The organism is Rhodococcus sp. LMD (genome assembly GCF_056108245.1).
The window spans coordinates 1,835,216-1,848,642 of record NZ_CM148557.1 but is presented as its reverse complement, the minus strand read 5'-3'; the positions used below and the strand labels follow the sequence as shown (position 1 = coordinate 1,848,642).

Below are 13,427 nucleotides of genomic sequence, written 5' to 3'. Positions count from 1 at the left end.
CTATGAACACAAACAGTAAACTATTTGTGTTCGTGCGGCTCGATGATCGCCACGATCGAGCGGATCTCCCCCGCGGGGATGGCGAAGTGCTCGGTGACCGCCACCGTGAGGGCGGTGTCCCCGGCGTCGAGGTCGAGCAGGAACCGCGCGACGACGTTGTCGTCCCATTCGCGGAACGTCAGCTCCCGCACCCGCCGGATCGGGCGGTACTCGGGGCCGTGCTCGAGACGGTCCCGGATCTCGACGCCGGTGTCGCCGGTGCGCACGCCGTTCTCGACCCGCCACGCGTCGGCCGCAAGCCGGACATGCGACGCGTCGTGACTGACGAGGGAACGGATGTAGGAGCGGGCCATCGCGACCCGGGCACTGTCGGTGGGGGCGCCGGCATGCTCGGCGATCGCCGCCATCAGGGCCGGCGCCCAGTCCGGTCGGCAGATCACCAGATCCGGCATGTAGGGGTGGGGGCGGTTGTACTCGAGTTCGCTGCCGTCGATGCGGGCGCAGTACAGCCCCGCCGCCTGCGCGACCCCCACCGGTGCCGCGGAGTCCCACTCCCACTGCCCGCCGGCGTGCACGTACGCGTCGACGTCGCCGCGCACCACGGCCATGGCCTTGGCCCCGGCGGAACCCATCCGCACCACGTCGGCGCCGAGGGCGCGGGCGACGTCCGCGACGAACACCGGCGGCCGGCTCCCGCTGACGACGATGCGGGGCCGTCGGCCGCCCAGCGGCCGCAGTTCGGCACGCCCGACGTCCGCGGTGCCGTAGACGGCGCCCACCGCCGGCTGCGCGACCGCGGCGGCGGTGATGCCGCGACCGGCCTCCCACAGGGCGATGTGCACGGCCCAGTCCTCGTGGTCCGGCATGCCGTACTCCTTGGATCCGTCGAGGGGGTCGACGATCCACACCCGCTTCGCATGCACCCGAGCCGGGTCGTCGGCGGATTCCTCCGACAGCACCGCGTCGGCGGGGCGTTCGGCGGCGAGCCGGCCGAGGATGAAGGCGTCGGCGGCGCGGTCGCCGTGGCGGCCGAGTTCGCGACCGGTGAGCGCGTCGGCCTCGGCCGCGCGGACGGTCAGCAACAGTTCTCCTGCAGCGGTGGCGATCTCGGTGGCGAGGACGGCGTCATCGGTCATGGGGCCAACAATTCCATGATCAGTCCGGCCTGCGCGACCGGATCGCCGTCCTGGGGCCGCAGCACCAGCTCGGGACCGGTGGGCGGCTCGTAGGGGTCGTCGACGCCGGTGAATCCGGTGATCTCCCCGGCCCGGGCCCGCGCGTACATGCCCTTCGGGTCCCGGGCTTCGCAGTCGGCGAGGGGGGTGTCGACGAACACCTCGAGGAACGGCAGCCCGGCCTGCCGGTGCTGCTCGCGGATCCGGTCGCGGTCGGACCGGTACGGGCTGATGAGCGCGCAGATCGTCACCAGCCCCGCGTCGGCCATCAGCTGTGCCACCGCACCCACCCGACGGACGTTCTCCGCGCGGTCCTGCGGACCGAAACCCAGATCGGAGTTGAGGCCGTGCCGCAGGTTGTCCCCGTCGAGCCGGTAGGCCGGCACTCCGGCCGCGAGCAGACGCCGCTCGAGCGCCGCGGCGACGCTGGACTTGCCCGACGCCGACAGGCCGGTCAGCCACACCGTCGCCCCCCGCGAGAGACGTTCGGCGCGGGTCGCCTCCGCCGCGTGCCACACGACGGGGGCCGCGGCGAGGGTGGGGCCGGTGATCATCCCGGCCGCGACGGTGCTGCCGGTCGCGTCGTCGACGAGCACGAAGCTTCCGGTGGTCCGGTTGCGCCGGTAGGGGTCGAACAGGACGGGGCGGCGAGTCCGCAACTGGACCCGTCCGATCTCGTTGAGCGTCAACGACCGTGCCGTCCCGTCGCGGTGCAGGGTGGTCACGTCGAGCCGGTAGTCGAGCCGGACCACCTGCGCGGCGGTGGCGTTGGTGGTGTGCAGCAGGGTGTAGGTGGCGTCGGGCACGAGGCCGGGGCCCTCGGCGAGCCAGCACACCATCGCGTCGAGCTCGTGCCCGACGAGCGGCCGGTTCCCGGGGCGGCACAGCATGTCGCCGCGTCCCACGTCGAGGTCGTCCTCGAGCTCGAGGCACACGGCGCTGCCCGCGAAGGCGCTCGGCACCGGGTCGCCGCCCGGGCCGTGGACGGCGCGCACCCGCGTGCCGTAGCCCGAGGGCAGCACCAGCACCTCGTCGCCGGGGGCGAAGACCCCGCTCGCGACGGTGCCCGCGTAACCACGGAAGTCGCGGTGCTCGCCGTGACCGGGACGGATCACGTACTGGACGGGGAAGCGCGCGTCGATGAGGTTGCGATCGGAGTCGACGTGCACCTGCTCGAGACGGTGCAGCAGCGAGGCGCCCTCGTACCAGGTCATGACGGTGGTGCGGTGGACGACGTTGTCGCCGAGCAGCGCCGAGACCGGCACGAAGGTCAGGTCGTGGATGTCGAGTTTGGCTGCGAACGTGGAGAATTCGGCACAGATCTCGTCGAAGCGCTGTTGCGACCAGTCGACCAGGTCCATCTTGTTGACGCACAGCACCAGATGGGGGACGCCGAGCAGGCTGGCGAGGAAGGCGTGCCTGCGGGTCTGCTCGACGACCCCCTTGCGGGCGTCGACGAGGATGAGGGCGAGGTCGGCGGTCGAGGCGCCGGTGACCATGTTCCGGGTGTACTGCTCGTGGCCGGGAGTGTCGGCGACGACGAAGGCGCGGTGCGGGGTGCAGAAGTAGCGGTGGGCGACGTCGATGGTGATGCCCTGTTCCCGCTCCGCCCGCAGCCCGTCGGTGAGCAGCGCCAGGTCGGGGGTGTCCATGCCGCGCTCGCGGCTGGTGCGGGCGACGGCGTCGAGCTGATCCTCGGGCACGGCCTTGCAGTCGTGGAGCAGCCGGCCGATCAGCGTGGACTTGCCGTCGTCGACGCTGCCGGCGGTGGCGATGCGCAGCAACCGGGTCATCAGAAGTAGCCCTCCTTCTTGCGGTCTTCCATCCCGGCCTCGGAGATGCGGTCGTCGGCGCGGGTGGCGCCGCGCTCGGTGACGCGGCTGACCGCGACCTCGGCGACGACCTCGTCGGGGGTGGCGGCGGTGGATTCGACGCAGCCCGTGCAGGTGGCGTCGCCGACCGTGCGGAACCGCACCAGCGCCTCACGCGGCTCGTCGCCCGGCAGGAGGGTGAGGAACTCGTTGAGCGCCAGCAGCATTCCGTCGCGCTCGACGACGGGTCGCCGATGGGCGTAGTAGAGCGGCGGCAGCTCGACGCGTTCGTCGCGGATGTAGTTCCAGACATCGAGCTCGGTCCAGTTGGACAGCGGGAACACGCGGATGTGCTCGCCGCGACGGTGCCGGCCGTTGTACAGCTGCCACAGCTCGGGGCGCTGCGCCTTCGGGTCCCACTGCCCGAACTCGTCGCGGAAGGAGAACACGCGCTCCTTGGCGCGGGCCTTCTCCTCGTCGCGGCGGGCGCCGCCGAACACCGCGTCGAATCCGCCTTCGCGGAGGGCACGCAGCAACGTCCGGGTCTGCAGCCGGTTACGGCTCGCATGCGGACCGACGTCCTCGACGACCCGGCCGGCGTCGATGTCGTCCTGCACCGACGCGACCAGCAGCCGCACCCGGCGCCGGGCCGCCTCGGCGTCGCGGTAGGCGAGGACCTCGGGGAAGTTGTGGCCGGTGTCGATGTGCAGCACGGGGAACGGGATCGGCGCCGGCCAGAACGCCTTGGCCGCCACGTGCAGCATCACCGCCGAGTCCTTGCCGCCGGAGAAGAGCACCACGGGACGCTCGAAGGTGGCCGCGACCTCCCGGAAGATGTGCACGGACTCGGCCTCGAGGGCGCGCAGCAGGGGCAGTTCGTACGACGGCGTGAGGGTCATCAGGGCTCCAGCTCACGAGCGCCGGTCCAAATATGTACCGGCTCGGTCGAAAGGTTCGCCCCGAACGATAGAACAGGTTTCAGTTCCGGGTCAACGCTCCCGCTGGGCGGCTGCGCCGCCGGTGTGTCGTTTGGGCTGCGGGGACAGCCCAAAGGACGCACCGGCGGCGGCCTCGGCCGTCATCGGGGCGGGCGACGCCCGCCGAGTTCGCGCGTGACGGCTTCGGCGGTGGCCACGAGCGCCACCCCGCGCCGGGCGATCTCCCGATTGGTCAGCGTCGCACCCACGTGGAGGGTGAGCACCACCGACTGCCGCCCGTCCGCGTCGTGGACGGGGGCGGCGAGCAGGTTCACCGGGTGCTCGGCATCGTCCGGTTCCGCCCCGGCCAGCAGCACGCGCTCCCCCAGGCTGGACACCATCTCCCCCAGCAGTTCGCGCAGCTCCGCCGGCAGGTCGTGCGCCGCCACCCCCGCCATCAGCGCATGCAACCGCCGGCCACCGGCCGTGAGCGACTCGACCAGGTACCCGGCGGCGCGGCACTCGTCGACCACGTCACGCAGGCGGTCCCGGTCCAGCCGCACCGGAAGCGTCGGTTCCCGTGCGAGCCACTGCTCGAGCCGCTCGTCGGAGTCCCACAGCACGTACATCAACCCGACCGGCGGCGCGAACGGATACACCTCCCCCACCCTCGCCCCGGCGCCGGCCGGATCGGGCCCGGCGACGTCGAGGACGGCGATGCGGTCGCCCACGACGGCCGACGCGGCGCAGGTGGCGCCGACCTCGGCGCCGAGCGCGGCCAGGTGCCGGTGGGTGACGGGACCGACGGCGAAGCCGCGCTGCGCGGCCCGGCCCGCGACGATCAGCGCGGGACCGAGCCCGTACGACCGGTCTGCGGGATGACGCATCAGGTAGCCGGCGTCCGTCAGGGCGGTCAGGATGCCCAGGCACGTCGGCTTGCTCATCCCCAGCCGGCGCGCCAGCTCGGAGAGCCCGAACCGGGCCTCCGGATGCGCCACCAGGTGGTCCAGGACCTGCACGACCCGCTCGGTCGGTGGCGAACGCCGCGCGGTCGACGGCGCGGGGGCCTCGGTCATTGACGCCTCCTTGGAACACGTTCTATCGTCGCTGCACCAGGAGCCTACCGCACCGGTACATATTTGAACCGCAAGGAGATCGTGTGCTCACCGATCCGCTCACGTCCGCCATCACCGAGGCCGAAAAGCTCGTCGCGACGGCGCCGCACATCCGCACCGAGCAGGACCTGATCGAGGGGTACCGCTACCTCGCCGGCGGGATCGCCGCATGCGTGCACTCGGCGTGGGCCGTCGAGGCGCCCCATCCCACGTTCGTCACCGGCACGGGCCCCTACACGAAGATGGGGCTCGACAACCCCGACACCCTCTACTGGGGTGCGCGCATCCGCGACGACGCCGAGTACGTCGTCACCGGCCGTCGCGGCACGACCTGCGACCTGAGCTTCCAGGTGCTCGCCGGCAACTACACCGACGCCCAGGTGCCCGGCAACGTCACCGCATTCGACGACCGCGAACTGCACGTCGCCGACGACGGCACCTTCGAGGCGCGGTTCGGCCCCGGGCCCGCCGACCCCGGGAACAACTACTTCACCCTCACCCCCGGTTCGTCGCAGCTCGTCGTGCGAGAGGTCTACAGCGACTGGTCCCAGCGGCGCGGCACCCTGCGCATCGACCGGGTCGATGCGCTCGGCACCCCGCCGCCCGAACCGACGCACGACGATGCCGCCGCCCGCTACCGGCGCGCCGGGAAAGCGCTGGTGTCGCGGGTGCAGACGTGGCTGCAGTTCCCGCAGTGGTTCTACCTCGACCTGCCGGTCAACACGGTCACCGCTCCGCGGCCGACGCCTGGTGGCCTGGCCACGCAGTACTCGTCCGTCGGGCACTTCGATCTGGGCGACGACGAGGCGATGATCCTCACCGTCCCCGCCTCCGACGCGCCCTACCAGGGCTTCCAGCTGGGCAGCCTCTGGTACATCTCCCTGGACTACGTCCACCACCAGACGTCGCTGAACAACGCGCAGGCCCAAGTGGATCCGGACGGGATGATCCGCATGGTCGTCTCCGCCCGCAACCCCGGCGTCGCCAACTGGGTCGAGACCCTGGGCCGCAGCCGCGGGTTCCTGCAGTTCCGCTGGCAACGGCTCGCCCGCGAACTCACGGCCGCGGACAGCCCCACCGCCGAGGTGGTCCCGTTCGACGACGTGCCGGCCGCACTGCCGTTCCTCGACCACAACCGCGTCACGCCGGAGCAGTGGTCCGGGCGGATTGCCGCCCGCCAGACCGCGATCGCCGACCGGATGCTCGGGTGAGCGCCGTGACCACCCCGAACCCCCTGCTCGCCGGACAGGTCGTCGTGGTCAGCGGTGTCGGGCCGGGACTCGGCCGCACTCTCGCGGTGCGGTGCGCCGAGCACGGGGCCGACGTCGTCCTCGCCGCCCGAACGACCGCCCGCCTCGAGGACGTCGCGGCCGAGGTCACGGCCCGGGGCCGACGGGCCCTGGCGGTCCCGACCGACATCGCCGACACCGACTCCGCGTCCCGGCTCGTCGAGACGACCCTCCGCGAGTTCGGCCGGGTGGACACGCTGGTCAACAACGCATTCTCGGTGCCCTCGATGAAGCCGCTGGCCCGCACCGACTTCCAGCAGATCCGCGACAGCATCGAACTCACCGTCCTCGGGGCGCTGCGCCTGACGCAGTTGTTCACCGAGGCCCTGGCCGGGACGAAGGGCTCGGTGGTGAACATCAATTCGATGGTGCTGCGGCATTCACAGGAGCGCTACGGCAGTTACAAGCTCGCCAAGTCCGCCCTGCTGGCGATGTCGCAGTCCCTCGCCACCGAACTGGGCCCCCAGGGCATCCGCGTCAATTCCGTTGCCCCCGGTTATATCTGGGGTGAGACGCTGAAGGGCTACTTCGAGCACCAGGCGGGCAAGTACGGCACCACCGTCGAGCAGATCTATCAGCACACCGCGGCCGGCACCGATCTCGGGCGTCTGCCCACCACCGAGGAGGTGGCCGACACCGTGATCTTCCTCGCCTCCCCCCTGGCCCGGGCCGTCACCGGCCAGTGCCTGGACGTGAACTGCGGCGAATACCACCACTGAAGCCGTGCGCGGTTTCGGTAGCCACTGCTACCGAAACCGCGCACGGGGATCGGAGATCCATGACCGAGCGCACCAGCGTCGGCACCGTCGAGGACCTGCACGCCTCCGCGACCCGGCTGACCGGCCTGACCGACTTCGGCGACGACGACTACACCGACGCCCTCGGCGTCCTGCTCGACTCGTATGCGCGCGACGAGCAGCTCACCCCGCTGGGCAGCAAGATGTCGCGGGTGTTCCTGCGCGGCGCCCTCGTCGCCCGCCTGCTGAGCGAGGCGGCCTGGCGTGCCCACCCCGAACACGCCGACGTGACGATCGAGCGCCCGATCTTCGTCACCGGGCTGCCCCGCACCGGCACCACCGCCCTGCACCGCCTGCTCACCGCCGACCCCGCCCACCAGGGACTCGAGATGTGGCTGACGGAGATGCCGCAGCCCCGGCCCCCGCGCGAGACGTGGCCCCAGAACCCGGCGTTCGCCGCGCTCGAAGCGGGATTCGCGCAGCATCACGTCGAGCACCCCGAGTTCATGGGCGTGCACTACATGTCCGCGGGCGAGGTCGAGGAGTGCTGGCAGCTGCTGCGACAGTCCTTCCGGTCGGTGTCGTACGAATGCCTCGCGCATCTGCCCACCTACTCGCGGTGGCTCGCGCAGCAGGACTGGACCGGCGCGTACGCCCGGCACCGCAGGAACCTGCAGCTGATCGGGCTGCCGGACGCCGACAAGCGCTGGGTCCTGAAGAACCCGAGCCACCTGTTCGCCCTCGACGAACTGCTCACCGTCTACCCCGACGCGCTGATCGTCGTCACCCACCGCGACCCGCGCACCGTGATCCCGTCGGTGTGCAGCCTGGCCGCGCACGCCACCGACGGCTGGTCGCACACCTTCCGCGGCGAGCGCATCGGGCGCAGCCAGCTCGAGCTGTGGGCGCGCGGGTTCGACACCTTCGAGGCGGCCCGGCGCCGGCGCGACCCGGACCGGTTCGTCGACGTGGACTACCGCGACTTCGTCGCCGATCCCCTCGGCACGGTGGGCGCGGTCTACGACCGGCTCGGCATCCGGCTCACCGCCGGCGCCGAGCAGGCGATGGCCGCGCTGCACGCCGAGAGCCGCAGCGGGGATCGCCGGCCGGCGCACCGCTACCGGCTCGAGGACTTCGGGTTGAGCGCGGCCGAGGTGGACGAACGATTCGGGGACTACGCCTGCCGCTGACCGACGGCGACCGCCGCGCCCGCGAGGACGTCGAGCAGCGGGAACAGCGCCGCGGCGATCAGGTCCCCGGTCTCGACGAACACCGGCGCGGACAGGCCGATCGGGTCGGGAATGTTCGGGGTCCGGGCCGCGCCGCTCGGATCCCGGCAGGCATCGAGCCGCGCGACCGTCGCCGCGCCGGTGACGGTCGCGATGCGGTGCGCCTCGGTGAGGGTGAACGACTTCGCCGCGGCGCCGGCGACCAGGCCGGACACGCGGTCGCGCTGCTCCTCGCTCATGGTCAGGACCAGGTCGGCGCCGTCGACCATCGCGGCGGTCACCCGGCGGGCGCGGAAATCGCTCGCATCCGCACCGAGTCCGGCGATGACCGCGGCCGCCCGCGGCTCGACGGGATACCCGACGAGGGCCCGGGTGCCGGCGCTCTCGGCGGTCAGGTCGGCCCACCCGGACTCGCACGCGTACGCCCGCGTCAGCCGCTCCGCGATCACGGACCGGCAGACGTTGCCGCTGCAGACGAACAGGATGTGCACGCGCGCACTCTAGCCGTCGCGAATCGAGCGGCGGGCGGCCACATTTGGATGTCCTCGCGGGTTCATGCGACGTTGTTCCGGCCGTTGCGTGTCGTTCACCCTCGGCGGCCGGCCGCGCGGGGCGCGGAAGCTGTGTCCGCGTCACCTCCACGCGGCACCACGTGGGATGATCGACGTATGCCCGCACCGCTACCGCTCGATCCGATCGCCGAGGCCCACCGCCAGTGGACGGCCCACGGCTGGGGCGAGGTCGCGGACGGCATGGCCGCGGTGACCTCGGTGATGCGCGCGCAGCAGATCATGATGGCGCGGGTCGAGGAGGTCCTCAAACCGTTCGGGCTCACCTTCGCCCGGTACGAGCTGCTGACGCTGCTGCATTTCACCCGGACCGGGGCGCTGCCGATGGCGAAGGCCAGCGCCCGCCTGCAGGTCCACCCGACCAGCGTCACGAACGCCGTCGACCGGCTCGAGACCGCCGGTCTGGTGCGCCGCACCCCGCACCCGAGCGACCGTCGCGCGACGTTGGTGGAACTGACCGACGAGGGACGCGCGCTGGCCGTCGCGACCACCGAGAAGCTCAACGCCGAGGTGTTCGCGCGCCCCGGCGTGCCCGACGATCAGCTCGAGACGCTGCTGCGCATCCTGGCGGGCCTGCGCCACGACGCCGGCGACTTCGACACCGGCGGCGAGCCCAGCCGCTGGTGAAACACACCGGGGCCGTTCCGCACGAGTGCGGAACGGCCCCGGTGTGTTTCGGACGATCAGGCGTGCTCGAACTTCGGTGCACGCTTCTCGACGAACGCGGCCATGCCTTCCTTCTGGTCGGCGGTGGCGAACGTCGAGTGGAACACCCGGCGTTCGAACTTCACGCCCTCGGCGAGGGTGGTCTCGAAGGACCGGTTCACCGCTTCCTTGGCCATCATCGCGACGGGCAGCGACATCGACGCGATCGTGGTCGCGGCCTCGAGCGCCACGTCGAACAGTTCCGCGGCCGGCACGACGCGCGACACCAGGCCCGCCCGCTCGGCCTCCTCGGCGTCCATGTTCCGGCCGGTCAGGCACATGTCCATCGCCTTGGCCTTGCCCACGGCGCGGGTGAGCCGCTGCGAGCCGCCGATGCCGGGGATGACGCCGAGCTTGATCTCGGGCTGGCCGAACTTGGCGGTGTCCGAGGCGATGATGAAGTCGCACAGCATCGCCAGTTCGCAGCCGCCGCCGAGGGCGTACCCGGAGACGGCGGCGACGATCGGCTTCCGGATCGACGAGAGCCGATCCCACTGGGAGAACAGATCTTCCGCGTACACCTCGGAGAACGTCTTCGGCGCCATCTCCTTGATGTCCGCGCCCGCGGCGAACGCCTTCTCGGATCCGGTGAGCAGGATCGCACCGATGCCGGCGTCGGCGTCGAGTTCCTCGACGGCCGCCACCAACTCGCGCATCAGCTGGCTGTTGAGGGCGTTGAGCGCCTTGGGCCGGTTGAGCGTGATGATGCCGACGCGGTCCTTGCGGTCGAGCAGGATCGTCTCGAAGTCCGTCACTGGGTTTCCTGTTCTGTCGAGCGGTTGCGGATCTCGGTGATGATGGCCGAGAAGTCCAGCCCGCCGCCACCCGAGGTGTTGAACCGGTGGTAGATCTCCGCGGCCCGCAGACCCAACTCGGCGTCGACGTTGTTGGCGCGCAACGCATTCGCGGCCAGGCCGAGGTCCTTGTCCATGAGCGCGGCGGCGAACCCGGGCTGGTAGTCGTTGTTGGCGGGGGTGGTGGGCACCGGGCCGGGCACCGGGCAGTTGCTGGTCAGCGCCCAGCACTGGCCGGAGGCGTTGGACGCGACGTCGAAGAGGGCCTGGTTGGTCAGGCCGAGCTTCTCACCGAGGACGAAGGCCTCGCTGATCGCGATCATCGACACGCCGAGGATCATGTTGTTGCAGATCTTGGCGGCCTGGCCGACGCCGGACCCGCCGCAGTGCACGACCTTGCGGCCCATGACCTCGAGCAGCGGCTTCGCGGCCTCGAAGTCCTCCTCCGACCCGCCGACCATGAAGGCCAGGGTGCCGGCGGCGGCGCCCGCGACACCGCCGGAGACGGGCGCGTCGATCGCGCGGTGCCCGGCCTGCACCGCCTTCTCGTGGGCGGCGCGGGCGTCGGCGACGTCGATGGTGGAGCTGTCGACGAACAGGGTGTTCGGCCGAGCGGCCGACAGGACCTCGTCGTACAGCTTCAGCACGAGGGCACCGTTGGGCAGCATGGTGATCACGACGTCGGCGTCGCGGACCGCGTCGGTCGCGGACTCGACGATCGTGAGTCCGTCGGCGCGGCCCTGTTCCTGGGCGGCGGGCACCGGGTCGTAGCCGGTGACCGGGTAGCCGGCCTTGACGAGGTTCGCGGCCATCGGCCCGCCCATGTGGCCGAGACCGAGGAAGGCGACGTTCGGCAGAGTGCTCATGTCAGGCGGTTTCCTTCTCGGGTGCGGCGAGGCCGAGTTCGAGCTCGCCGAGGGGCTGGAAGTACGCGTCGACGTCGGCGTCGGTGACGTCGGCGAGGGTCGCCGGCGACCACGCCGGGTTGCGGTCCTTGTCGACCACCTGGGCGCGGATGCCCTCGACGAGATCGTGCGAGCGCAGTGACGCCAGCGAGACCCGGTACTCCTCGTTCAGCACCTCTTCGAGGCTGCCGAGTTCGCGGGCGTGCCGCACCGAGCGCAGGGTCGCCTTCAGCGCGACGGGCGACTTGCCGAGGATCTGCTCGGCGGCCGCGCGGGCCTCGGGCTCCTCGGCGGTCTGCAGGCGGGCGACGATCTCCTCGACGGTCGGCGCGGAGTAGGCGGCGTCGATCCAGGAGCGCTGCGCGAGCAGCGGCGACTCCGGGGCCGGTCGGGCGAATTCGGCGAGCGCCTCGTCGACCGTGCCGGATTCGAGGGCGGCGACGAATTTGTCGAGCGCCTCGGACGGCACGAAATGGTCGGCGAAACCGAGGGCTATGGCGTCGCCGGCCTTCATGCGACCGGTGGTCAGCGCGAGGTGGGTGCCGAGCTCGCCCGGGGCGCGCGAGAGCAGCCAGGTGCCGCCCACGTCGGGGACGAAGCCGATGCCCACCTCGGGCATCGCGATCGTGGAGCGTTCGGTGACGATCCGGACGTTGCCGTGGGCGGCGATCCCGACGCCGCCGCCCATGACGATGCCGTCCATGATCGCGACGTACGGCTTCGGGTAGCGGCCGATGGCGGCGTTGAGGATGTACTCGTCGCGCCAGAAGTCCTGCGAGCCGGTGCCGCCGTCGCGGGCGTCGTGGTAGATCGAGACGATGTCGCCGCCGGCGCACAGGCCGCGCTCCCCCGCCCCGTCCACGACGACCGCGCGGACCGAGTCGTCCCCGGCCCACTCGTCGAGCGCGGCGGCCATCGCCTTCACCATGTCGTAGTTCAGGGCGTTGATGGCCTTGGGCCGGTTGAGGGTGATCCGGCCGATGCCGCCGGAGACCCGGACGAGGACGTCTTCCGTCTCGGTCATTTCGCTCCGTTCTGCGCCGCGGCCACCACGCTGCGCGCGACGACCACCCGCATGATCTCGTTGGTTCCTTCGAGGATCTGGTGTACGCGCAGATCCCGCACGATCTTCTCGAGTCCGTACTCGGCAAGATAGCCGTAACCACCGTGCAGTTGCAGCGCGTCGTTGGCGACGTCGAAGCAGGCGTCGGTGGCGAACCGCTTCGCCATCGCGCACAGCTCGACGACGTCGTCGGCACCCCGGTCGAGGGCGTCGGCGGCGCGCCAGAGCAGCGTGCGGGAGGCCTCGATGCCGGTGCGCATGTCGGCGAGCCGGAACTGCAGGGCCTGCGAGTCGAGCAGCCGCTCGCCGAACGCCTTGCGCTCGGCGAGATACCCGACGGTCTTGTCGAGCGCGGCCTGGGCGCCACCGACCGAGCACGCGGCGATGTTGAGCCGGCCGCCGTTGAGCCCGTGCATGGCGATGCGGAAGCCGCTGCCCTCCTCGCCGAGAAGGTTCTCGGCGGGCACGCGGGCGCCGTCGAAGATCACCTGACGGGTGGGCTGGGCGTTCCAGCCCATCTTCTTCTCGTTGGCACCGAAGGACAGCCCGGGGGTGTCCTTCGGGACGATGATCGCGGAGATGCCGCGCGGGCCGGGCTCACCGGTGCGGGCCATCACCACGTACACGTCCGACGTGCCGGCGCCGGAGATGAACTGCTTGCCGCCGGTCAGGACGTACTCGTCGCCGTCGCGGACGGCCCTGGTGCTCAGGGCCGCCGCGTCGGAGCCGGCGCCGGGCTCGGTCAGGCAGTAGCTGGCGAGCTGGTCCATCGTGCACAGTCCGGGGACCCAGCGGCGGCGCTGCTCGTCGTTGCCGAACCGGTCGATCATCCACGTGACCATGTTGTGGATGGAGATGTACGCGGCGATCGACGGGCAGCCCTTGGCGAGTTCCTCGAAGATCCGGACGGAGTCGAGACGGCGCAGGCCCGACCCGCCGACGTCCTCGCGGACGTAGATGCCGCCCATGCCGAGCGCCGCGGCCTTGCGCAGGACGTCGACCGGGAAGTGCTTGTTCTGGTCCCATTCGACCGCGTTCGGGGCGAGGAACTCGGCGGCGAAGTCGCGGGCGGTGTCGCGGATCGCCCGGTCGTCGTCGGTGAGGGTGAACATCTGCTA

The 13,427-nt window shown here is 71.4% G+C and carries 13 protein-coding genes; 4 read left to right on the top strand and 9 right to left on the bottom strand.

The genetic code is table 11. The features are described 5' to 3' along the window. Nucleotides 1-20: 20 nt before the first annotated feature. From ACWPQI_RS08675 to ACWPQI_RS08660, 4 genes are all read right to left on the bottom strand, one after another. On the bottom strand, nt 21-1,136 hold the full coding sequence (locus ACWPQI_RS08675; protein ID WP_010595862.1) for a 3'(2'),5'-bisphosphate nucleotidase CysQ: 1,116 nt from the start codon (nt 1,134-1,136) through the stop codon (nt 21-23). Then, nucleotides 1,133-2,968: an adenylyl-sulfate kinase gene (cysC, locus tag ACWPQI_RS08670; protein ID WP_119699630.1), complete on the bottom strand. Its 1,836-nt coding sequence runs from the start codon at nt 2,966-2,968 to the stop codon at nt 1,133-1,135. The genes ACWPQI_RS08675 and cysC overlap by 4 nt, the downstream gene beginning before the upstream one ends. Beyond that, nucleotides 2,968-3,885 carry a sulfate adenylyltransferase subunit CysD gene (gene cysD, locus ACWPQI_RS08665; RefSeq protein WP_017681716.1) on the bottom strand — a complete coding sequence of 306 codons (918 nt, stop codon included), beginning with the start codon at nt 3,883-3,885 and terminating at the stop codon, nt 2,968-2,970. Before cysD ends, cysC begins: the two co-directional genes overlap by 1 nt. A gap of 179 nt (nt 3,886-4,064) precedes the next feature. Further along, complete coding sequence (locus ACWPQI_RS08660; protein WP_474738762.1) at nt 4,065-4,979, bottom strand: IclR family transcriptional regulator; 915 nt, start codon at nt 4,977-4,979, stop codon at nt 4,065-4,067. An 83-nt stretch (nt 4,980-5,062) separates the two neighbouring features. On the opposite strand from ACWPQI_RS08660, the gene ACWPQI_RS08655 reads away from it, so the two are divergent. Genes ACWPQI_RS08655 through ACWPQI_RS08645 form a run of 3 tightly spaced genes read left to right on the top strand, consistent with a single transcriptional unit; the run spans nt 5,063 to nt 8,234 of the window. Continuing rightward, a complete protein-coding gene (locus ACWPQI_RS08655) occupies nt 5,063-6,229 on the top strand; it encodes a hypothetical protein (RefSeq protein ID WP_268965472.1) in 1,167 nt (388 codons plus the stop codon). After that, nucleotides 6,226-7,026 carry an SDR family oxidoreductase gene (locus tag ACWPQI_RS08650; protein WP_040275889.1) on the top strand — a complete coding sequence of 267 codons (801 nt, stop codon included), beginning with the start codon at nt 6,226-6,228 and terminating at the stop codon, nt 7,024-7,026. Before ACWPQI_RS08655 ends, ACWPQI_RS08650 begins: the two co-directional genes overlap by 4 nt. A 59-nt stretch (nt 7,027-7,085) precedes the next feature. Further along, on the top strand, nt 7,086-8,234 hold the full coding sequence (locus tag ACWPQI_RS08645; RefSeq protein WP_010595856.1) for a sulfotransferase family protein: 1,149 nt from the start codon (nt 7,086-7,088) through the stop codon (nt 8,232-8,234). Here ACWPQI_RS08645 and ACWPQI_RS08640 read toward each other — a convergent pair. Then, nucleotides 8,219-8,764 carry an arsenate reductase/protein-tyrosine-phosphatase family protein gene (locus ACWPQI_RS08640; RefSeq protein WP_010595855.1) on the bottom strand — a complete coding sequence of 182 codons (546 nt, stop codon included), beginning with the start codon at nt 8,762-8,764 and terminating at the stop codon, nt 8,219-8,221. The two genes, ACWPQI_RS08645 and ACWPQI_RS08640, sit on opposite strands and share 16 nt — an antisense overlap. A gap of 177 nt (nt 8,765-8,941) precedes the next feature. Between ACWPQI_RS08640 and ACWPQI_RS08635 the strand changes: the two genes are divergently transcribed. Further along, entirely contained in the window at nt 8,942-9,469 is a 528-nt protein-coding gene (locus tag ACWPQI_RS08635) for a MarR family winged helix-turn-helix transcriptional regulator (RefSeq protein ID WP_010595854.1), read from the top strand. A gap of 56 nt (nt 9,470-9,525) precedes the next feature. On the opposite strand, the gene ACWPQI_RS08630 is transcribed toward ACWPQI_RS08635, so the two are convergent. The 4 genes from ACWPQI_RS08630 to ACWPQI_RS08615 are packed head-to-tail and all read right to left on the bottom strand — an operon-like array spanning nt 9,526 to nt 13,421. Further along, nucleotides 9,526-10,302, bottom strand: a complete 777-nt coding sequence (locus tag ACWPQI_RS08630; RefSeq protein WP_474738761.1) for an enoyl-CoA hydratase — start codon at nt 10,300-10,302, stop codon at nt 9,526-9,528. Then, nucleotides 10,299-11,207, bottom strand: a complete 909-nt coding sequence (gene mmsB, locus ACWPQI_RS08625) for a 3-hydroxyisobutyrate dehydrogenase (protein ID WP_010595852.1) — start codon at nt 11,205-11,207, stop codon at nt 10,299-10,301. Before mmsB ends, ACWPQI_RS08630 begins: the two co-directional genes overlap by 4 nt. A 1-nt stretch (nt 11,208) precedes the next feature. Continuing rightward, nucleotides 11,209-12,270, bottom strand: coding sequence for an enoyl-CoA hydratase/isomerase family protein (locus tag ACWPQI_RS08620; RefSeq protein WP_010595851.1), 1,062 nt, complete (start codon nt 12,268-12,270; stop codon nt 11,209-11,211). After that, entirely contained in the window at nt 12,267-13,421 is a 1,155-nt protein-coding gene (locus ACWPQI_RS08615) for an isobutyryl-CoA dehydrogenase (RefSeq protein ID WP_010595850.1), read from the bottom strand. The genes ACWPQI_RS08620 and ACWPQI_RS08615 overlap by 4 nt, the downstream gene beginning before the upstream one ends. Between the last annotated feature and the right edge of the window lie 6 nt (nt 13,422-13,427).